The organism is Saccharopolyspora sp. NPDC003752 (genome assembly GCF_053605825.1).
The window spans coordinates 153,989-175,510 of the sequence record NZ_JBSGJZ010000005.1 but is presented as its reverse complement, the minus strand read 5'-3'; the positions used below and the strand labels follow the sequence as shown (position 1 = coordinate 175,510).

The 21,522-nt window shown below is 72.1% G+C and carries 10 protein-coding genes; 2 read left to right on the top strand and 8 right to left on the bottom strand.

From position 1 onward, the window contains the following. Positions 1-269 precede the first annotated feature (269 nt). From ACWEV3_RS08850 to ACWEV3_RS08835, 4 genes are all read right to left on the bottom strand, one after another. Complete coding sequence (locus ACWEV3_RS08850) at positions 270-446, bottom strand: hypothetical protein (protein WP_452613317.1); 177 nt, start codon at positions 444-446, stop codon at positions 270-272. Further along, positions 436-10,755: a WXG100-like domain-containing protein gene (locus ACWEV3_RS08845; RefSeq protein ID WP_452613316.1), complete on the bottom strand. Its 10,320-nt coding sequence runs from the start codon at positions 10,753-10,755 to the stop codon at positions 436-438. Before ACWEV3_RS08845 ends, ACWEV3_RS08850 begins: the two co-directional genes overlap by 11 nt. 27 nt (positions 10,756-10,782) lie before the next feature. Next, on the bottom strand, positions 10,783-11,112 hold the full coding sequence (locus ACWEV3_RS08840; RefSeq protein ID WP_452613315.1) for a hypothetical protein: 330 nt from the start codon (positions 11,110-11,112) through the stop codon (positions 10,783-10,785). Positions 11,113-11,412: 300 nt separating this feature from the next. Continuing rightward, the gene (locus ACWEV3_RS08835; RefSeq protein ID WP_452613314.1) at positions 11,413-11,826 is read right to left on the bottom strand and encodes a YbaB/EbfC family nucleoid-associated protein; all 414 of its coding nucleotides are present in this window, start codon (positions 11,824-11,826) and stop codon (positions 11,413-11,415) included. 85 nt (positions 11,827-11,911) lie between these two features. On the opposite strand from ACWEV3_RS08835, the gene ACWEV3_RS08830 reads away from it, so the two are divergent. Next, positions 11,912-13,189: a S8 family serine peptidase gene (locus ACWEV3_RS08830; RefSeq protein WP_452613313.1), complete on the top strand. Its 1,278-nt coding sequence runs from the start codon at positions 11,912-11,914 to the stop codon at positions 13,187-13,189. 260 nt (positions 13,190-13,449) lie between these two features. Here ACWEV3_RS08830 and ACWEV3_RS08825 read toward each other — a convergent pair whose 3' ends face one another. From ACWEV3_RS08825 to eccD, 4 genes are all read right to left on the bottom strand, one after another. Further along, entirely contained in the window at positions 13,450-13,740 is a 291-nt protein-coding gene (locus ACWEV3_RS08825) for a WXG100 family type VII secretion target (protein WP_093274562.1), read from the bottom strand. A gap of 67 nt (positions 13,741-13,807) precedes the next feature. Then, the gene (locus ACWEV3_RS08820; protein ID WP_132494485.1) at positions 13,808-14,146 is read right to left on the bottom strand and encodes a WXG100 family type VII secretion target; all 339 of its coding nucleotides are present in this window, start codon (positions 14,144-14,146) and stop codon (positions 13,808-13,810) included. Between the two features lie 141 nt (positions 14,147-14,287). Then, the gene (eccB, locus tag ACWEV3_RS08815) at positions 14,288-15,718 is read right to left on the bottom strand and encodes a type VII secretion protein EccB (RefSeq protein ID WP_452613312.1); all 1,431 of its coding nucleotides are present in this window, start codon (positions 15,716-15,718) and stop codon (positions 14,288-14,290) included. A 159-nt stretch (positions 15,719-15,877) separates the two neighbouring features. Further along, positions 15,878-17,278 (bottom strand): type VII secretion integral membrane protein EccD, encoded by a 1,401-nt coding sequence (gene eccD / locus ACWEV3_RS08810; protein WP_452613311.1) that lies wholly within the window; start codon positions 17,276-17,278, stop codon positions 15,878-15,880. Positions 17,279-17,536: 258 nt separating this feature from the next. Between eccD and eccCa the strand changes: the two genes are divergently transcribed. After that, positions 17,537-21,502, top strand: a complete 3,966-nt coding sequence (gene eccCa / locus ACWEV3_RS08805; protein ID WP_452613310.1) for a type VII secretion protein EccCa — start codon at positions 17,537-17,539, stop codon at positions 21,500-21,502. Positions 21,503-21,522 lie beyond the last annotated feature (20 nt).

Genomic DNA, 21,522 nt, shown 5'->3' with positions numbered 1-21,522 from the left:
GGCGGAACCTCAGATGCCGCCTGGACTGTGGGAGCCCCGACTTATGTATGACCAATACGCGGCATCGGGCTGTCCTCGCCAGACGACGACTGAGAACCCGCGGCGGTGCCGGTGTCGTAGGTGGGTTGTGCGCCTGCGGCGCATGCGACACCCGATCGACGTGCAGCTTTGCGACCCGCGGCGCCAGACCGGGGGTCGAACCGCAATTTCCATTGAAATTGAACCTTCGATTTCAATGGAAATTGCGGACCACCCCGACCCCGGCGGCGTTACCTCGTCTCCCGGTAGAGCAGCGTGGCAGCGGCGTGGGACGCCCGGTGGTACGGCGGCAGGTCGTCGCCGGTCCAGAACACCTCCACCTGCGGATGGTCTTCGCCCACCACCGCGAGTTCTTCGTGGGCCTTGAGGACGAGGTCCCATGCCAGTTCGGGCCACTCACCGGTCACGCCGGTCCTCCTCGGCGTTCTGCGGGGCACCTTCGCCCGCGTGGCCGGGGCGAACCGGCGACGCGGCTCGTCGGTCTTCCCTTGCCACGAACGCGTCGAAGTCGCGCGGGACCGCGTTCAAGATGTCACGCTCGTACAAGACCTCGGCCGCCCCGATGGCCTCCCGCCGAACCGCCCCCGCCAGCTCCGGATTCGACACCTGCCGGGTGCCAGACCTGGGCGGGAACACCGCCTCCCGGTCCGCCGCGGACTGTTGATCGGCAGGCTTCTCGGGGGTCGGCGCAGCGGCGTTGAGCTGCCGCAGCGCCATGCCCGCCATGAGGTCGAGCTGCGCACGGCTGTCCGGCATGCGGCGCAGCGGGACCGAGTCCGCCGACTCGGGTGACCTCGCCGCCACCAGCTTCCCGTCCTCGACCCGGAGCGCGACCCGCCGCCCGCCGGGCAGCTGCGCCTCCCATACGTCCGAGGAGTCCGGGTGCCGTTCGACGCCCAGCCTGCTCATCAGCTCCGCCACCGCTTCCGCGAGGACCGGCTCTGCGGGCGATCGCTCGGGCTCTCCCTTCGTCGCTGGTGGGCGCGCGTGGGCGGCCGGATCTTCGGGGTCGGAATGGTAGGCGAACGCGCCGTGCAGGGGGCCGGGCCGGTCGCCGGGCGTTCGCGGCACCGTCGACTTCCAGGACATGACCCCGTCGGCGTCCACTGTGAACTCCGCGTTCGATCCCGGCCGACCGGTGGTCGACGGAGCCATCGGCCTCGGCGGAGCCGGAGGCACCGGCTCGGACGCGGAATTCGGTGTGGAGGCGGGCTTTTTCGGGGTAAAGGATTTCGGGGCGAACGCCGGCTTCGGCGGAGCTGCGGGCTTCGGCGGAGCCGATGGCTTCGGCGGCACCGCAGGCTTCAGCGGATTCGCCGGTTTCGGCGGCACCGATGGCTTAGGCGGAACCATGGGCCTCGGCGGGTATGCAGGCCTTGGCGAATGCGCGGGCTTCGGCGGAGCCACCGGCCTCGGTGGAGCCGCAGGCTTGGGTGGCACCCCAGGCTTCGGTGGAGCCGGCGGCCTCGGTGGGGCCGCAGGCTTGGGCGAAAACGCCGGTTTCGGCGGGAACGGCGGCTTCGGGGGAGCCGACGGTTTCGGTGGGGCCGCAGGCTTGGGCGGAGCCGCAGGCTTCGGTGGGAACGGCGGCTTCGGGGGGAACGGCGGTTTGGGCGGCACCGATGGCTTCGGCGGGGCCGGGGGGCCTGCCGGTGGGGGTGGCGTCGGGGGCGCCGATGGTGGTGGCGGGGTCTGCGGTGGTTGGGGCGGGGTGCCCTGCTGCACCACCTGGCCGTCGCCGGTGATGCGGAACCGGGTGGTCGAGCCGTCCGGTGCCGCGACCGACAGGTCGACCTCGACCGCGGCCCGCTCGTCGAAGGACAGCTCAGCCGCCAGCCCGCGTGCGAGTTCGACCGGGTCCAGCCCCATCCCGTGGGGCATCAGGTCCAGTCCGGTCGGCAGCTCCCAGCGCTGCCCGGTGAGCTCCGACGCGGCCGCCAGGATCTCGTCGACCAGCCGGTACCGGGACGACGCGTCGGCGTCGAAGCGCGCCATCCAGGCCCGTTCCCGCGCGATCGCATCGACACTGCTCCCGGGGTCCTGGACGAGCATGGCGCGCACCTCGTGGAACGCGTCGTGCCAGCGCTGAACCGCGTCGTCGAAGCGATCCCGGCCCGCTGCGGGAAGTTCTTCCCGCGCCTGCGGCACAGCCGTCGCCGCCCGGTCCAGCTCGTCTACCGCGTCCCGCAGTTGCCGCACGCCGTCCTCGACCACCGGGTGCGGCGCGGCGCGGCCGATCTCGTCGAGGAATTCGCGCAGCTCCTCGGCCATCCGCTGGTGGTGCGCCACCAGGGCGGCCGTCTCGTCGCTGACCAGCCGGAGCTTCGCGCCGGGTCCGGCCAGCTCGGGATGCTGTTCGCGCACGTGCGCGGCCAGGGATCGGTGCGGCTGCTGCGGATCGTGGCCCGGGAGTTCCGCCGCCGTCCGCATCGCGGAGTCCAGGTCGAACGCGTTCTGCTCGGCCGCCCGCTGCCGCCCGGCCAGCGCGCGCAGCACGCCCTTGAGCTTGCCTTCCGGCAGCTGCGATTCCTGGGTGAGCTCCCACGCCCGCTGCTCCATGAGGCTGCGCTGCAGCTCGGGCAGCAGCTTCGCGGGGATGTCGACGAGCACGTCCACCGGTTCCGCGTTGACCTCGACCCGGCGGAGCTGATCGCCCGGCAGCCCGGTGTCGGTCAGCTCCTGCACGGCGGCGGTGACCGAGAAGCGGGTCCGCAGCCGGACCAGCACGTGCGGCTCGAAGCTCTCGCCTTCCAGCTGCGTCCAGGAGCCGACCTGCGCGCTCGCGGAGCTGTCGACGGTGCTGCTCGCGTTCACGCCCGGCACGCCCCAACCGGCGGTCAGGTCGCCGGGTCCGACGTCGCTCTCGCTGCTCGGCAGCGAGCCGGAGAGCCCCGCCGATCCCGTTCTGCTCTGCCCGTGCCCCGTCGTGAGGTTCCGCTGCGCCCGCTTCAGGGTGTACGGCCCGTGATCGCCGGGTTCGTAGCGGTGCAGCACCTCGACGTCGAAGTTCCTCAGCTGCACGCCGACCGCGACGCTGTGCTGCGGCGACACCGCGAACTCGTCCACGATCTTCGGCCGCCCGTCGGACAGGTCCGCCCAGAGCGATTTGCCGTGCCCCGGCGTGAACATCTGCTGCACGCCGCGGACGACGTTGTGCGCCTTGCGCAGGCCCAGCGGCCGCGCCCAGTCGGCGCGGAGCACCTGGCGGACGGCGGTTTCGGCTGATGAGAGCAGGTCGGTGAGGCTCCACTCGATGATGCGGCTCTCCGCCTCGGCGGGCAGTCCCGTCAGCCTGCGGAAGCCCGCGCGCTCGTGCGGGCCGAAGGCCGTCGGCTGGGCGCGGTGCATCGCGTACTTGAAGACCAGCGTTCCGTCCGAGGTCCTCGTGTGCACCTGCGGTTCGCCGGTCACCGCGCTCTTCACGGTGCCGAGCACGCCGACCGGAACCTCCTGCAACCGCGCGGTGAACCGGCCCTCGGCGGGTCGCTCGAAGCGGGCCAGGCCGCTCCCGTCGAGCACGCCGGGCTCGTTGACCTCGGCGTGCGAGGTGGACAGGCTGGTGCGCTGGCTGCCGCTGCCGCCGACGCTCCCGGTCTCGCCGACGTCGCCGATCGGCGAGTCCTGCGTCTCGCTGAGGTCCCCGGAAACACCGGCGGTTCCGGTCGCGCTGTGCGTGATCCTGGCGTTGGCCCGGTGGCGGTAGCCGACCGCCGCGACCGCGCCCGGTTCGGTGCCGACGGTGGTGGCCGGGCCGGTCGGGGTCACCTCGTAGGTCAGCGAAAGCCGCATCCACCGGCCGTTCTTGCGGACCAGCCCGGTGAACAGGTCGGTGCCGCCGTCGGCGAGCGCCTGCCGCTGCGTGTTGTTCAGCGCCGCGCCGGGCGCCAGCGCGCCGCGCAGCCGCTCCTCCAGGCCGGTCGTCTCGGCCACGTCCTGGCCGAGCTCGGACAGCAGGTCCAGCGCGTGCTGCAGCGGCCGCCCGTCGCTCGACCGCCAGCCGCTCACCAGGCCGGGGCCGATGCCGCTGCCGGTCACCGGGCGTTCCGGATCCCGGTGGTACTCCGGCGGCCGGAACCGGTTGCCCAGCACCACTTCTTCGTCGGTGTCGCGCAGCAGGCGCGCCAGTTCGGCGAGGGCGTCCGCGTCGCTGGTGTCGGCGGCGGCCCGCGAGTTCGGGTACTCCGCCAGCGCGCGATCCACCAGCCGCCGGTCGATGTCCGCGCCTTCCCGCCCGAGTTCGGCGGCCCGCCGCTGCACGGCGCGGGCGGCGACCCGGCGGTCCAGCGGCAGGTCGCCGTTCTCCCAGGCCGTCAGCATCTCGTCGACCATCGCGGCCGGGACGGCGTCCACGACGAGTTCCAGCCCGATGGCGTAGAACTCCATCACCTGCTGGGCGGTCAGCACGAACTGGAACCTGCCCGGCACGGTCTCGGTGCCGATGGCGGCGGGCAGCACCCGGGCCGCCGCAGCTTCGCCCGCCGCCACCGAGATGTCCAGGTCGGCCTCGAAGGTGAGCGCGTCGAGGTAGGGCGTGATGGCGTTCTCGTCGTCGCCGCCGGAGCGCCCGCGCTGGGCGGTCGTCCCGTCGGCGCGGCCGCCGGAGCCGCCCGCGTTCGAGTCCATGCCCCCCAGCACGCCCGGATCGGCGACCGAGGCCGTGGTCCCGTCCGCGCGGCCCGCGCGGAAGTCGTGCCCCGGCTGGGAGAGCGCCAGCGGGCCCGTGCCGACGCCTTCCAGCCGGTTCAGGACGCGCAGGCCGGTGGGCCGGGCCGTGATCAGCGCCCGGCCCCGCACCTGCCCGTGCGGGTCGCGGGTCCGGATCAGCTGGCCGTCGGAGAGCCATTCGCCCGCGTGCGCGAGCGCCGTCGCGTTGCTGGTGTCCACCCAGGCCGCGGTGGTCGGCATCCGGCTGCGCAACGCCGAGTCCAGGCCGCGGGCGTCGAGGTGCAGCAGGGACTGCATGCCGGTGAACAGCTCCTCGAACTCCGCCTCGTCCCGGATGCGCACCGTGGGTCCGGCCTCGCGCGCGCCGTCCGGGCGCACGTCCGTCGGGGTGTAGACGTCCAGGACCTGATCGGCGATCTCCTTGCGCACCTGGTCGCCCGCCGCGTCGCGGACCGGGGCGCCGGTGGCGTCGACCACGCTCACGGTGAGGGTCAGCGGCACCCGCCACAGCGAGCTGCCGCCCCGGTACTCCAGCCGGGAACCCGCGTTCTGCGAGTAGCTGAACGAGTCGGCCGCGCTGCTGCTGGGGCTGCGGCCCCAGATCATCCGGCCCAGCAGCGCGCTGGCTTCGCGGAGGCGGGTGCGCGCGAACTCCATGCTGGTGCCGATCGAGGAGCTGGTCAGCAGCGCGCTGACCCGCTGCGTCCGGCCGACGCGGCCGATCTCCTCGGCGCGTTCGGCCGCCCACCGCGCCTCGACCTTCACCCAGCGCAGCTCCACCTGCCCGGACCGGCCGCGGGTCTCGACCGGGATGCGGAAGCCGTCCTGCATCGCCTCGGCGAGCCAGGTCTGCGCCTTCTCCTCGGTGAACTCGGCGAGGATCGCGTCCACGTCGCCGTACCGGTCGGCGAGCGCGGCGCGCAGGAACTCCCGTGCCTCCGGCACGCCGGTCAGCTGGACCACGCGGTCGAGCAAGGTGGGGCCGCTGTTCTGCAGCTGGCCGGGGTTGGGCCGGTGCGGCCGATCCGGCCGCGTCAGTCCCTTGTGGACATCCGGCACTTCGCGCGTCGTGGTGAGCGGTCGGCCGTCGGCGGTGGTCTGCGCGCTTCCCCGCGCGTCGCGCACGAGTTCCTGCACGGTCGTGGTCGCGATCGCGCCGCCGGCGTCGTAGCGCAGGTCTTCGCGGCCGACCGGCAGCCCGTTGCGCGCCGCGTCCTGCGCCGCCAGCTGCACCCAACCCCGTCCCGTGACCTGCGCGATCCTCGGCCGGGAGGACTGGTCGACCTCGACCTCCGTGGTCACCTGCACCCGGTAGGTGTGCTTGGGCCGGAAGTCGAAGTCCTCCATGGTCATGAAGTGCCCCGTGCTGGTGTTCGTGCCGGCGGAGGCGCTGCGCCCGAACATGTACCGGACGGCGGCGACCAGCTTCGGGCCGAGCGACGACCCGACCTGGAATCCCCTGGTCAGCCCGGTCGAATCGGCCGCGGTGCGGTAGGCGGCCCCGATCTGGCCGTGGCCCAGCTGGTCACCGGCCGCGTGCGTCGGCGCGGCCGTGTCCCATCGCACCTGGGATCGCAGCGTCACCTGGTGCGACGCTCCCCCGGGCAGGCCGACCTCGAAGCTGAAACCGCCCGGCCGCAAAGCGGTTCCGATGCGTTCCTGCCGCTGCACCTGGTACAGCACCTGCGTGCGGACCGAGCCGTCGTCGCGCAGGTCGGCGGGGAGTTGCGCCAGGACGGCGTCCACCACGCGGCTGGTGTCGTCCAGGCCCGCAAGCCGACCGGCGCGGAGCAGATCGGCCTCGTCGCGCGTCGCGCCTTCGAAGACGACGGTTTCGCCGAGCGGCTGCTGGTGGGCCGCGTTCAGCCACACCTTCACCGGGCGGTCCGCGGCCACCTCGGTGCTGGCGCCTTCCTCGGCCCGGATCCAGAGCTTGACGTCCGTCAGGTCGTACTGGAGGACGTCACCGCGGAACTGGTCCGAGGACGAGACGTGGCCGAGCTGCGCCACCGAGGCGCCGTGCGAGTTGGTGGTGCTCCACCGGCCCTGCGGGTCGGCGTTGAGCGTCTCGCCCGACACCAGGCTCACCGGCACCTTCCCGGACAGCACGATCTGCCGGCCGCCCGAGGCGGCGTTGCCCAGCTCCGGCAGGCTCAGCAGCGTGGTCTGCCGCCTGAGGAGCTCTGCGTCGGTGCCCACCTGGGTGGCCTCGCCGACGGTGATCCCGACGGAGAACAGCTGGCCGTCGAGCGCGAGCGTCCGCCCGTTCTCGTTGAACAGGTCCGGGAACGCGGCCAGCAGCAGGTGGTTCAGCTCGGCCGGGGTCAGCCCGTCGACGCCGTGCTGTGCCAGCCACGCCACGGCCTCCGACATGCCCGGCAGCTCCCGGTCCACCGGCGCGGCGTGCGCGAGCGCGACCTCCGATGGCTTGCCACCCGGGACGCTGGGCGGAGCGCTGGGCGCACCCGGGCCTGCCGCGTTGGCGCCGCGGCCCGGCAGTCCCTCGTGCATCGCGCGCAGCCCCGCCTCGACCTGGGAACGCATCTGATCCGGTGTCCCGGCGGCGGAAACGCGCACCTCGCCGAGGTCCACCTGGCGCAGGGTGCCGGTGCCGTCGTCGAGCCAGGCCGGGGCGCGCACGTGGACCTCGCCCGGCGCCAGGCCCGGGTCGACCGCGAGGTCGGCCGCCACATCGGTGCCGGATTCGCCGTAGTGCACCAGCAGAGTCCCGTCGGGCTTGCCCGCTATCGCGACGGCGTCGGATTCCGCGGTCGCAGGCGTCGTGCTGGACTGGCGGCGGGCGATCTCCTCCTGGAGCAGCCGCTCCGCGTCCTCGCGCGAGCCCGCGTTCCCCGGTTCGACCTGCACTGTGCGGGGCGCTGCCTGCCAGATGTCGCCCTCCGTCGTCGCGTCGCCGCGGACGGGGGCGTGGCCGTGCGCGGCTGCGAACTCGCCGGGCGCGAGGACCGGGCTGGTGGCGAGCAGGTGCGCCATCGACTCCAGCAGGCGCTTCCCGCCGAGGTCCAGCGCCTCGGCCGCGTTCGACGTCGTGGTGGTGGAGATCCGGATCTCGGCCGGCGCGGTCTGGACGTAACCGGCCGGGGTCAGCTCGAAGCTCCCCGGCAGCACGTCGAACGCGCCCGCGGGCACGCCGTCGTCCAGGCCCAGCTCGACCTGGACCACCTGGCCGCCCGGGGCGTGGACGGTGAAGATCCCGGTGTTCTCGTCGAAGGATCCGAGACCGCGCTCGACCAGGCTCGTGAGCTGGTCGGTCGGCCCCTGGCGGGCGAGCTCCGGCGAGCGGACCGGGTCGGCCGGAGCCTCCGGCGGTTCCAGGCGGACCTGCTGCGCCTGCGGGACCGGGCCGGGCTCGCGCAGCGCGGGCGCGGGCTGGGCGGCGGTTTCCGGGGCTGTGGTCTCGCCGGATTCGGTGTTCCCGCTCTGCTCTGCGGTTTCGGGGCTTGCACCGTCTGGTGTGGACAGTTGTCCGGACTCCGCCGGGGCGCCGTTGTCCGGTTGCGTGACCTCGGACGTGGACGTCTCAGGGCTTCCAGGCGCCGAGGTGTCGGGTGAACCGGCCTCCGATGTATCGGTGCCGGAGGTGTTCGTGGTTTCCGACGCGCCAGCGGGGTTTCCGGCCTCCGTTGCACCGGCCGGATCAGCGTTCTCCGTCGTCCCGGCAGAACCAGAGCTCTCGGCGGCCGGAGTACCAGCCTCTGCCTCGCCCGAGCTGCCCGGCAAGTTCCCGGTCTCGGTTGCACCGGCCGGACCCGCGTTCGCCGTCGTCCCAGCCGAACTACCGGTCTCGACGGCCGGAGTGCCAGCCTCTGCCTCGCCCGAGCTGCCCGGCAAGTTCCCGGTCTCGGTCGATCCGGCCGGACCCGCGCTCTCCGCCGTCCCGGCGGGGTTTCCGGTATCCGGCGAACCGGCCGGGTTCGCCGCCTCCGGCGTCGTGGTGCTGCCGCCGGGCTCTCCTGGGCTGGTGGGACGCGTTTCGGTGTCCTGGCTCGCTTCCGGGCTTTCCGCCGTGTTCCCGGAGCTTGGGCGGCCGGTCTCGGCCCCACCCGAATCCGTCCGCCCGGCCTCCGGCGCACCCGCTTCGGTGCTGCCGGGGCCCGGCCTCCCGGCCTCGGTGGTCCCGGTCTCCGGGGTCTTTTCTCCCGATTCCGGTGCGGTTTCCCCGTGCTTCTCGCCGTTCTCCCGGCCGCCGCCGTTCTCGCCGTCCGCTCCGTCGTCGGCGCCGGGCGTGGAGGTGCCCGACCCTCCGTTCCCCGAGCCGCCACCCGAACCCGCCGAGCCGCCCGCAGCTCCGCCACCGGGGCGCGCCCCGCCGGGGCCCTGCCCCGCATTGGACGCACCGGAACCCGACCCACCGCCGGACCCGGCGCCTCCCGCACCTGCCGCCGGGCCGGTGGCATGAGTGCCGCCCATCGAGCCGTTCCCGGTCGGAGCAGCGGCGGGACCATCGCCCGTGAGCGCCGGGGCCTGGCCGCCCGCGGGCGATGCGGCCGTGGCCGGGTCTGCGATGAAGTTCGTCAGGTTCGGGGCTTGGCCGGTGCTGATCACCGACATCAGGTCGAAGGCCTCGGTGACCTCGTGGAAGCTGCGCTCACCGATGTGCTGCTCCCACAGCCCGCCGACCGCGCCGCCCAGCGCCGCCTGCCCGACGCTCTCCGCGGTGATGCCCTCGCCTCCGAAGAGCCGGCCTGCGCCGCCCGGCGAGGTCACCGCCGTGGCACCGACGAGCCCGGCCACGCCGCCGGCCGCGCCGAGCGCCACGAATCCCGAAGTCTTGCTGGCCAGCCCCAGCGGGGCTCCGCCGAGGCTCGCGCCAACGAAGGCCGCCGCGGTGGACCGCGGGTCGTAGGAGTACCGGCCGTCGGTCTCCAGCACGGTCTTGGCCTGGGCGAACACGTCCGCGCCGATGCCGAACTTGAGCGCGCTCTGCAGGCCGTAGCCCACCATCCGCTGCCCCAGGATGTTGCCGGTCGTGAACGCCTTGGTGCCCGTTCTGGTGGCCACCCCGCGTTCGAAGGTCCTGCGCACGGCGTCGTCGACCAGCCGCGCCTGCTCCCGGCTCAGCGCCGACGCGAACGGCACAGGTCGCCCCGCGAGCCTTGCCGCGATCTGCTTCTCGACCGCCTGCCGCATGGCGGCGTTCTTCCGGACGCTCTTCGCCGCTGCCCTGCGCAGGGCCGGCGTGGTCCCGGCGCGGGCGGCGTCCGTCGCCATCTCGCGCATGATCCGACCGGACTGCTGGCGCGCGGCCGAGCGCGCGAGCTGCCTGCCGAGCGCTTTGCCGCCGGCGGTCTGCCCGATCCTGGTCGCCGCGCGACCGGCCGCCGTCGTGCCCAACCTGGCGAACGTCCGGCCGCCGAGCTTCGCCGCCGCGGTCCCGGCGCGCATCCCCAGCTTCCGCAGGGTCTGCTGGATGAAGATCGCGCCGACGCGCTGCAACGCCTTCTCGACGGCCACGCGGGTCGCGTTCCGCGCCACGATGATCGCCGGTGGCACGGTGGCCATGGAGGCACCCCAGGTCGGCACCGCCGCGATCGCCGCCCGGATCGCCTCATAGCACAGGAGCAGCAGGCTGGCCTGGAAAGCGCTCTTGGCCAGCACCACGCTGTTGTTGAACTTGAAGGCTCCCTGCGCGTACGAGCCGGCCGTGGTGACGTAGTCGTTCGCGGCCTGGGAAAGCTTCATCACGGCCATCTTCATCGTGGGTGCCGCGATGCCGCCGTTCCAGCCGGCGGTGACGTCCTCCGCGGCCTGCTGCGCTTCCCGGAGGAATTCGACGGCGCGTTCGGCCTCCGCCACCCACGCCTTACCCAGCTCCGCCGACAGGTTCTCGTCGGCCTCCGGGTAGTCACCGATCAGCAACCGGAAGACCGAGCTCAGCCGCGGGAGCACGATGGGCGAGTGGAACCACGAGCGCAACCATTCGTTGAGCTCGTCGATGTACACGTCCATCTGCTCGCCGAAGTCCACCACGCCCTGAGCGAAGGCGTCGAGCGCATCGGAGGCACCCTCGCCGATGCCGCCGTCACCCAACGCGGACCTCCACGGCCGGACCCGCCATCACGCCTCGACGTTCCGGTGCTGGTCGGCGAAGTAGTCGTCCACCGTGCCGTAGCTGCCCAGCGCCTCCATGCCGTTGTCCGCGATGATCTTCAGCTGGCTCGCCAGGTGCGCGCGGTTCTCGAACACCGCGTCGGAATCCGGGAAGTTCGCCTTCCCCTGCTGTCCGATGCGGTCGCCGCCGAAGGTCCGCGGGTTGTCCATCAGCTCCGCGATCCGCTCCTTGCTCGCGTCCGCCCCGCCCTTGTATGCCTCGCCGTACTGGCCGAGCCGCCGCAGCAGCGCCGCGACCGCCTCCGGGCCGCCGTTGACGTTCAGCGCGTCACTCATCACAGTTCCGCCTCTCCGCGATTCACAGTGGTGGTTGCGTCCCGGTCAATCTCCCGTTTCGCGGCTTCTCGTGGCTGGTTCGCGTCACGGTCCCCTGAGGTGCGGTTGAGCAGAACCGGGGCTGACACCGGGCTACTCATGACTGGTCCGCCTCTCCGCGATTCACAGTTCCGCCTCTCCGCGATTCACAGTGGTGGTTGCGTCCGGGATCAAACCCGCGTTTCGCGGTTTCTTGTGGCTCGGTTGCGTCACGGTCCCCTGAGGTGCGGTTGAGCAGAACCGGGGCTGACACCGGGCTGCTCATGACTTCTCCTCCCGCTCTGCGTAGCGCTCGGCGTCGCTGCGCATGAGATCTGCGAAGTGGTCGTCGAAACCGAGGTCCTCGCGCGACTGCTCGGCGCGGATCTCGGCCAGCTCGGGCGGCATCTGCTCGGCCATGATCTCCTGCACCCGCTCGGTGACCTGGGCGACCGCGTCCCGGCTGGCCTGCAGGATCATCGCGGTCAGCGCGGCGGCGTTGGGCTGCCGGAAGACGCGCGGATCTATCACCAGGTCGACGAGTTGACCGCGCGGGCCGACCACGACCTTCACCATGCGGTCCGGCGACCACGCCACGCCGAGCTGGCTCATCATCCTCCGCTGGGTTTCCGGGATCCGGCGGGCCGTCTGCTGCAGCTGTTCCAGCAGGTCCCGGTAGACCGGATTCACCGACATGGGCTCAAATTCCACGGCAGGACCCCGAATTCATCGCAACGAAAACGTGGACAACTCGCGCGGTACACCGGCTAACATCCCCGGCGTGTACGCGAAACGCTGCTTGCGAACGCTGCTCGCCGCTGCCGTCGGCAGTCTCGGCATCCTGCTGATCGACCCGTCCGCCGCCCATGCACAGCAGTGCGTCGGCGCCGGTCAGCCGAACAGCCCGGTGCCGTGGGCCCAGCAGGTCCTCACCCCGGAACGGCTTTGGCCGCTGACGTCCGGCTCCAAGCAGCGGGTGGCCGTCGTCGGCACCGGCGTGTCGAGTCCGTTGCTGGACGGCACGATCGCGGCGAGCGTCGACCTCAGCCCGCCGTCGCGGACCGGGGCCAGCGGCAAGCCGGACTGCCTCGGCCTGGGCACCGCCGTCGCCGGCGTCATCGGCGCGAAGGAGACCAGCGAGCACGGATTCCACGGCGTGGCACCGAAAACGCAGCTGCTGTCCGCGAAGGTGGTGGGCGATTCGTTCCCGCAGGGCACGCAGCCGAACGACTCCGTGGCGCCGGACGCGCTGGCGGCCGGGATCAACTGGTCCCTGGAGCAGGGCGCGACCATCATCACCGTGGCAGCGGTGTCCTATCAGGACAGTCCGGCGCTGCGGCAGGCGACGAAGCGGGCCCTGGACGCCGACGTCGTGGTGATCGCGGCGGCCGGTCGCGCCGAGCAGAACGATCCGCCCGGAATCGCCCCGTATCCCGCCTCGTACGAGGGAGTTCTCTCGGTCGGGATGATCGGGGAGGACGGCATGGTCGCGGCCGACACGCACGCGCCGCGCGTGGACCTGGTCGCCCCGGGCGCCGAGGTCACGGCCGCCTACCCGGGCGGCGGAGTCGGCCCGGCCACCGGCACCGAACTCGCCGCGGGTTACGTCGCCGGAACCGTAGCGCTGCTTCGGGACTACCGGCCGCAACTGTCCAATGAGGAGGTCGTCCAGCGGCTGCTGGCGACCGCGTCGCCGGCGCCGGAGGGCGTCGGCAGCAGGAACTACGGCCACGGGCTCATCAACCCGTACCAGGCGGCGGTGGCGAACCTGGTCGACGGGCACCCGACCACGCTCGCACCGGCCGATCCCGGTGTCCCGACCGCCGAGGAGCTGGCCCGGGAAGCGGCTTGGCGGCAAAGCGATTCCCTCGCCTACGGCCTGGTCGCGGTGGGCGTGTCGGCGGCGGTCGTGATGACCGCCGTGGTGGTGTTCGGGCCGCGCGGCCGGCGCCGCCGCTGGCGGTCCGGCATCGCCGAAGCCCCGGTCGACCGCCCCGAGGACGAGCTCCCGGAGCCCCCGGCCGACCTCTTCGACGACCGGCCGAAAACCGGAGTCTGACCCCAAGTCCGGTCCCTCCAAGGCAACTCTGAGAATCGCAGTTCCGATGCGCGTTCCAACCTGACCGAACACACTCGTGAGCGGCAATGGCCGCTATCACGACCACAACCACTCACGACACCGCAGCACACAGTCGTGAGCGGCAATGGCTGCTATTGCGGCCATGTGCGCTCACGACGGCTGGCGAGCTCGCTGGTGGCTCGGCTCGTGGGCGGCTCCGGCCGGAACCGCCCACCCCACCACCGCATCCGAGCGCCGTGTCAGGCGTTGAAGAGGTTGGAGGCGCGGATGTCCGTCGCGAGCATGTCGTCGCTGGCCTGCGTGGTCAGCTGACCCGTTCGCACCTGGGCGTCGCCGAGCGCGTTGGCCTGGACGTCCCACTTGGCCTCCGCCTGGTCGAACGCGTCCGCCGCCGCACCGTTCCAGTCCTCTGCGAGGATCGCCTTCGCCTTGGTCTTCAGGTCGTCGAACAGGCTCTTCATCTGGCCCGCGGCGGTGACGGTGTTCCCACCGGTGTCGCTGATCGAGCCGAAGCCGTACTTGATCGTCATCGTGTCGCCCTTCCCTCAGGCAGAAGTTCTGAACCGCACTGGCCTTGCGCTGCCGGACGATTTCCGGTCACAGGCGGGAAAAGTTGCCCATTCCGGTGTCGCCGGTGCCGTCCACTGCGTTGAGCAGTTGCTGGTAGTCCTCGTCCTGCTGGCCGACCATCTGGGTGGTACCGGCCACGCCCTGGGCCAGGTCGACGAGGATCTGCGACAGGTTCTTCCAGATCTGCTCGAATTCCTGCTGCTTGGAGACGGCGGCCGTCGATGCGCCACCCATCCACGCGGCGCCGGCGATGGACATGTAGTCCCCGCTGATCTGCCTGATCAGGCTGCTCGCGTTGTCGTACGTGTCGCCGATCGCGGTCTGCAGCTGCGTCGTCTGTTCCGGTGTTAGCTTGAGATCGGGCAACTCCGGTCACCTCTCCAGGTGGGCAGTGGTTTGCCCACAGGCTATTCCGGTGCGCTGCCAGATCCCGGATAGCCGGAAATCGCGGCCTTCAAGGCGATTTCGCAGGTCACACCCGCGAATGCGGGGCTGCCTGCGGGAGAACTACGGGAGCGCCGACGCGGTCTGCAGCGCCGCCGCCGGGTCCAGCGTCGGGCCGGCCGGGATCCGCTGCACGAGCTCGGCGGGCATCGACACGGCGTCGGCCGGGCTGAACCCGAGCGTCTCCAGCACCGCCTCGGACGGCACCGGGAAGCGCAGGCCCAGGTCGGTGACGATGTGGTACGACCCGGCCGGATCCGTCGCCGACGCCTTGGCCCGGACGACCACGACGCCACCAGCGGGAACCAGCACCCGGTCCGCCAGCTTGGTGCCCTCCGGCGTCTCCGCGCTGGTCGCGATGCCCGCGTCGAGCACCCCCGCGTCGCCGCCCAGCGTGATCTCCGGCGCGGTGGCGGCATCCAGCGTCCGCGCGCACAGCGTGGCCCGGCGTTCGGCCGGCACCGGAGCCAGTTCCGGCACGTCAGCGGGCTTCGCCGACTCCCCGCTGGGCGCGGACAGCGCGGTGGTGACCGGCGCCGAGTTCGCCACCGACGGCGCGATGGCCACCGGCTCCACCGGGTACTGGCCGCGCACGATGCGCACCTGCAGCTCGGTCAGCGGGGCCAGCCCGTCCGAACGCACCAGGTAGTACTGCTCCCGGTCGCCGATGGGGTGGTGCACCAGGTCGCCGACCCGGTGGCCGCTGAGCACTGTGGACGGTGCGCCGAAGTCGTCGATGGTGATCGGGGCGATGTCCTGCCCGGCCGGAAGCCCGTTCAGCCAGGCCGTTCCGGCATCCAGCACCACGGCCTGCGGCCCGAAGATGGCGCGGATGACCTGCTCCGGCTTGACCGTGTCATCGGGGTTGCCGACGATCCGGTACCGGTGGTTGCGCCAGATCAGGTAGTTCATGTGGTCCTTGGCGTCTCGGGCCAGCACCGCCCGCTGCTCCAGCGGCAGCCCGCCCGAGAGGGAGCCGCCGACGAACAGGGTGCTGGTGGTGATCGGCCCGCCTGCTGCGTTGCGCCCCGGGACCGAGCACATCGTCCACCCGTCCTTGAGCGCGAACTGGGCTTCCGGCAGGGAGTCCGGCGCGCCCGGGATGCCGACCACCGCGCGCCGCGGCACGCCGGTCAGGCTCTTGCCCGACACCCGGTGCACCTTGACGTCCTTCTTCCCGGCCAGCAGCTTGGCCGAGGTGAAGTTCAGGGTGGGCTGCAGGGCGCCCTGCCGGTAGACGTAGCTCGCGCCGGTCTCGCGCTCGACGACCACCGATCCCTCGGCCTGCCAGGCGTTGCCGCCAACGCCGGTGAACACGCCGTAGACGCCGAAACCGGCCGCGACCAGCACCGCGATCATCACGCCCGCGAACGCGGCGCCGACGCCGCGGCGCAGCGGCGTCAGCTCGGGATCGGTCTCGCGCACCACCAGCGCGGACACGACCCGCTGCATCATGAACTGGTACGCCTGCAGCTGGTCTCGACGATTAGCCACGGTTCAGCCCCGTCTCCCGAGTTCGAGCACGTCTGAGGCGACGTTCCGGCAGGTCAGGTCCCGTGAGCGGTTCGGGGTGCTATAGCGCCCCAAACCACGCACGGCCTGTGACCGGCGGAAACACCGCGAAGCTCCAGAAACCACCACGGCTTCCCCGGCTCAACCGATGGAAGCCATGAGGCTTTGGACGTAGGTGAAGAAGCCGGTGATGTAAGCCGCGTACGGGATCAGCGCCAGGACCGCCAGGACGTCCGTCCAGTCGGCGATCCGGCCGAGGTGCGGCGACGGGGTCCGCCGCGCGTACACCACGCCCGCCGCCGCGACCAGCAGCGCGACGATCACCAGCCCCAGCAGGGAAAGCGCGAGTCCGAGGGTGCTTCCGAAGCCCGTGATCACGCTGCCGGCGAGTCCGGCCGCCACCGCCAATCCGGCCACCAGCAGCGGGATTCGCTGCCGCGGGATCGGGAACAGCCGCGACCGCAGCAGCAGAGCGGCGGCGGCCAGCGCGAGCATGGTCAGGCGCGCAGCGCCGCCGTGCGCGAGCAGCGGCGGAACGCAGAACGCCGCTGCGACGGCCAGGCCCAGCAGGAGGCCGGTGAGGATCTCGTCGGTGCGGCGCGCCGCGGCGAAGACCGTCGACGTCGGCGCCGCCGGCTTGTCGGCGAGCATGTCGGCCGCGCGCTGTGGGAGTTCCGGCACCGGCAGCCGTCCGAGCCGGATCGCCAGCAGCGGATATCCCGGCAGCAAAGCGATTCCCGCGGTCAGCACCACTGCCGCCGCCGCGTCCGCGCCGAGCCAGCCGCCGAGCGCCGCGCCCAGCGTGCCGAGCAGCCCGACCGCGATCGCGGCCACGAACGCGCGGGCAACGGCTGCGACGCCGACGTAGCCGGAGATGCCGAACACCAGCAGCGACACCGTGCCGACCAGCAGCTGCGCGCTGCCGAACTGCAACAGCCCGACGTGCGCGGGCGCGGTGATCAGCAAGCCGCCCAAAAAGGCATACGGCAAGCCACATCCGGCGAGCAACGCGCCCGCGCGGGCGTCCGGCACCGCGCGCGCGACGACGATGCCGAGCGCCGTCAGGACCACCGCGGCGGCCAGCATGACCAGCCCCGGAGCCAGCCAAGGTCCCTGGAACAGCAACGTGATCAGGTTGCCGCCGAGCAGCAGCGCAGCGGCGACGACCAGACCGCAGCGCCGGGTCGCGACCCGGCCCCAGCTTCGTCCATTCCGCCTAGCGCCGCTGGCAATTGTTTCCACCAGATCGTCGTATTCGATTTCCGGCCATTCGGACTGACCCGGAACCAAATGGAGCACTTCGCCGTCGCGAATTTCCTGCGCACCCAGGGTTTGCCGCGGGTCGAGCCGTTCTCCGGTGGGACGCCGCAACGCCCAACCGCCGTGCCGTTCACCGGCATCCGCCGCGTCGTCCCCGGCGTGGCGCAGGATGTAGGGCAGCAGCTCGGCGACTGCGACATCCTCGGGCAACGCGACGTCGATTCCGCGCTTCGGCGTGGATATCGTGACTTTCGCCAGAGTGATGCCCAATGTGGACGACATGGCGCTCCTCCGGGAGAGGCGTGAACTCGAATTCGCTAGGAGTGTCTCATCGATGATCTGCTCGGCGGTGTCGATAACGTAACCTCGGACGCCACGGCGGTCCGGGATCTCCGTCTAATGTAGGTCCGAACGCACCGCGCCCGGGCCGCCGTCGGCAAAGCGACCCAGCGGAACTTCGCCAGCAGCGTAGCAATTCGGATCGCGGCAGCGGGATGGCGAGATCGCGCCCGCGCCGCAGGCGATCTGGAGGTCTCGGTTTTGGGAACGATCATCGTCCGGCGGCCGTTGCGGCGTCCCGCCCCGGACCTGCCCTCCGGCGAGCTGGTGCTCGACCCGCCGCCGGAGAACCCGCCGCCGCCCGGCCGGAACTGGACGCGGGTGCTGATGGTGCTGCCGATGATGGCGGGCATGGCGGGCATGGCGCTGCTGATCGGCGCCGGGCGCTCGGGTCCGCTGATGTACGTCGCGGGCGGGCTCTACGGCGCCGCGATGCTCGGCATGATCGGCTTCCAGGTGATGAGCCAGGTCGGCCAAGGCGCCAGCAAGCAGGAGATGATCGCCGAGCGCCGCCGGTACATGCGGCGGCTGAGCCAACTGCGGGCGCAGGTGCGCGACACCGTGGAACGCCAGCGGCACGCGATGTTCTACCGGCACCCGAACCCCGACCAGCTGTGGTCCACCGCGCACAGCGCCCGGTTGTGGGAGCGCCGCCCGAACGACTGGGACTACACGGTCGTCCGGATGGGGCTCGGCCCGCAGGAGCTGGCGACCCGCCTGGTGCCGCCGGAAACCCGCCCGGTCGACGAGCTCGAACCGCTGTGCGCGATGGCGCTGCGGAAGTTCGTCACCACCTACTCGACGGTGCCCGACCTGCCGGTCGCGGTGGCGCTGCGCGGTTTCTCGCAGATCTACGTGACCGGCGACCGCGAGGCCAAGCGGGCGTTCGCCCGTGCGGTGGTCGCGCAGCTGGGGACCTTCCACGCGCCCAGCAACGTGCTCACCGCGTTCTGCATCCACCCCGCCGAGCGCGACGCGTGGGACTGGGCGAAGTGGCTGCCGCACGCGCTGCACCCGACCAAGACCGACGCGGTCGGCCAGATCCGGCTGGTGGCGCCGAGCGTCACCGCGCTGGAGGCGATGCTCGACGACGTGCTCGCCAACCGGCCCCGCTTCAACCCGGGTTCGATGCCGATCGAAGGCGCCGCGCACCTGGTGGTCTTCCTCGACGGCGGCGACACCTCCGGCTCCGAGCACCTGATGATCGAGGGCGGCGTCGAGGGCGTCACGCTGATCAACCTGGCCACCGACCCGCCGCGGGTGCTGGACGCGACCACGCTGGTCCTCGACATCGCCGCGGACGGCAGCCTCACCAGCCGCACCATGGACGGCACCGGATCCGTCGGCCGCGCCGACGCGTTCGACCTCGACGGCATGCAGGGCCTGGTGCGCTCCCTGGCGCCGATGCGGCTTTCCGCGCTGTCCACCGGCGATCAGCCGCTGTCCGGCTCGCTGGAGCTCACCGACCTGCTGGGCCTCGGCGACCCGTTCGAGTTCGAGCCGGCGAAGAACTGGACGGCCCGCGCAGGCCGGGACAAGCTGCGGGTGCCGATCGGCATCACCGCCGACGGCCGCCCGATGGAGCTGGACCTCAAGGAGTCCGCCCAGGACGGCATGGGCCCGCACGGCCTGCTGGTGGGCGCCACCGGTTCCGGCAAGTCGGAGCTGCTGCGCACCCTGGTGCTGGCGCTCGCGGTCACCCACGACTCGGAAGTCCTCAACTTCGTGCTCGTCGACTTCAAGGGCGGCGCGACGTTCACCAAGCTCGACCGCCTGCCGCACACCAGCGCGGTGATCACCAACCTCGCCGACGAGCTGCACCTCGTGGACCGGATGCTGGACGCGATCCAGGGCGAGCTGATGCGGCGGCAGGAGCTGCTGCGCAAGGCGGGCGACTACGCCTCCCAGCGCGACTACGAGCGCGCCCGCACCGCCGGGGCGCCGCTGGAACCGCTGCCGTCGCTGCTGGTCATCGTCGACGAGTTCTCCGAACTGCTCACCGCCCGGCCGGACTTCATCGACATGTTCGTCCAGATCGGACGCGTCGGCCGCTCGCTGGGCGTGCACCTGCTGCTGGCATCGCAGCGCCTGGAGGAGGGCAAGCTGCGCGGCCTGGACTCGCACCTGTCCTACCGGATCGGCCTGCGCACGTTCTCGGCGATGGAGAGCCGCGTCGTGCTCGGCGCGCCCGACGCCTACGAGCTGCCGCGCTCGCCCGGCAACGGTTTCCTGCGCTCCGGCACCGAAGAACTGCTCCGGTTCAAGGCCGCCTACGTCTCCGGACTGCACCAGCGCGGCGTGGTCAAGCGCACCGACGACGAGGGCCGGCAGATCGACCCGGTGCAGGACTACTCCACCCGCTACCTGCGCCCCCGGGTCACCGAGGAGCTGCCCGCGGAGACCACCGAGACCGAGCAGGTCGGCGACACCCTGCTCGACGTGCTGGTGGACCGGCTGGAGGGGCAGGGCAAGTCGGCGCACCAGGTGTGGCTGCCGCCGCTGGACGAGCCGCCCACCCTGGACCAGCTGCTCGAACCGCTGGTCGTCGACCCCGCGCGCGGGCTGACCACCGGCAAGGAGGAGCTGCGGGGCAAGCTGCGCGCCGCGGCCGGCGTCATCGACCGGCCCTTCGACCAGCGCCGCGACCTGTGCTGGCTGGACCTCGCGGGCGCGGGCGGCAACGTGGTGGTCGTCGGCGGCCCGCACAGCGGCAAGAGCACCGTGATCCGCGGCATCATCGGCAGCCTCGCGCTCACCCACACGCCGGACGAGGTGCAGTTCGTCTGCCTGGACTTCGGCGGCGGCGGGCTCACCGGCATGCGCGACCTGGCGCACATCGGCAGCGTCGCGACGCGGCGCGAGACCAACCAGGTGCGCCGCAGCATCGCCGAGGCGCTCGCGCTGCTGGCCGAGCGCGAGGCGCGGTTCGCCGAGCACGGCATCGACGGCATGGGCACCTACCGGCGGCTGCTGCGCGAGGGCCGGTTCCCGGAGGACCGCTTCGGCGACCTGTTCCTCGTCGTGGACGGCTGGATGACGCTGCGCAGCGACTTCGAGTCGCTGGAGCCCGCCGTCACGCAGCTGGTGAACCGGGGCCTCGCGTACGGCATCCACGTCATCGGCAGCTGCAACCGGTGGATGGACCTGCGGATGAACATGCGCGACGTGTTCGGCAGCCGCATCGAGCTGAAGCTGGGCGACGCGGTGGACTCCATGCTCGGCAGGCGGGAAGCGGCGAGCGTGCCCGAGCAGTCGCCGGGTCGCGGGCTCGCGCCCGACGCCGGGCAGTTCCTGGCGGCGGTGCCGCGAATCGACGGCCGGTCGACGGCGGAAGAACTCTCCGACGGGGTGCGGCACTTCGTCGACTCGGTCAACGAGGCCTGGCCCGGCGACCGCGCGTCCGGCGTCCGGCTGCTGCCCGCCGAGCTGCCCTACGCGGCGCTGCCCGAGGCCGAGATCGCCTCGCCGCGCGGCATCGCGGTCGGCATCTCCGAGGCCGATCTGCAGCCGGTGCACCTGAACTTCGAGGTGGAGCCGCACCTGATGCTCTTCGGCGACGTGGAGTCGGGCAAGAGCACGTTCCTGCGGACGCTGGCGCGCAGCATCATGACCCGCTATCGCCCGGAGCAGGCGCAGATCGCGGTGGTCGACTTCCGCCGCAGCCTGCTCGGCGTGGTGCCGGACGAATACCAGGTCGGCTACGCCAGCGCGGCGAACGCCACCAAGGAGATGGTGCAGCTGACCATCCAGGCGATGCAGAAGCGGTTGCCGGGCCCGGACATCACGCCCGAGCAGCTGCGAAACCGCAGCTGGTGGCAGGGCCCGGAGCTGTTCATGCTGATCGACGACTACGACCTGGTGGCGCCGAACCCGCACGACAACCCGTTCACGAAGCTGCTGGACTTCATGACGCAGGGCCGCGACATCGGCCTGCACCTGGTGCTGACGCGCCGGGTCGGCGGGGTGGCGCGGGCGGTGTTCGACCCGGTGATCTCCCGGGTCCGCGACCTGGCCTCGCCGGGCATCCTGCTGTCCGGCAACCCGGAGGAAGGCCCGGTGTTCGGCAAGCTCAAGCCGGAACCGCTGCCGCCGGGCCGAGGCTGGCTGGTCACCCGAGCCCGGGGCAACGAACTCGTCCAGTTCGCCAACCTCCCCCCGGAGCACTGATCGGCCTCGTGAGTGGCAAT

Coding starts and splice junctions, on each gene's coding strand:
- ACWEV3_RS08840 (WP_452613315.1), bottom strand. CDS start 11,112: ATGAGTGACGCGCTGAACGTCAACGGCGGCCCGGAGGCGGTCGCGGCG.
- ACWEV3_RS08835 (WP_452613314.1), bottom strand. CDS start 11,826: ATGTCGGTGAATCCGGTCTACCGGGACCTGCTGGAACAGCTGCAGCAG.
- ACWEV3_RS08825 (WP_093274562.1), bottom strand. CDS start 13,740: ATGACGATCAAGTACGGCTTCGGCTCGATCAGCGACACCGGTGGGAAC.
- eccD (WP_452613311.1), bottom strand. CDS start 17,278: ATGTCGTCCACATTGGGCATCACTCTGGCGAAAGTCACGATATCCACG.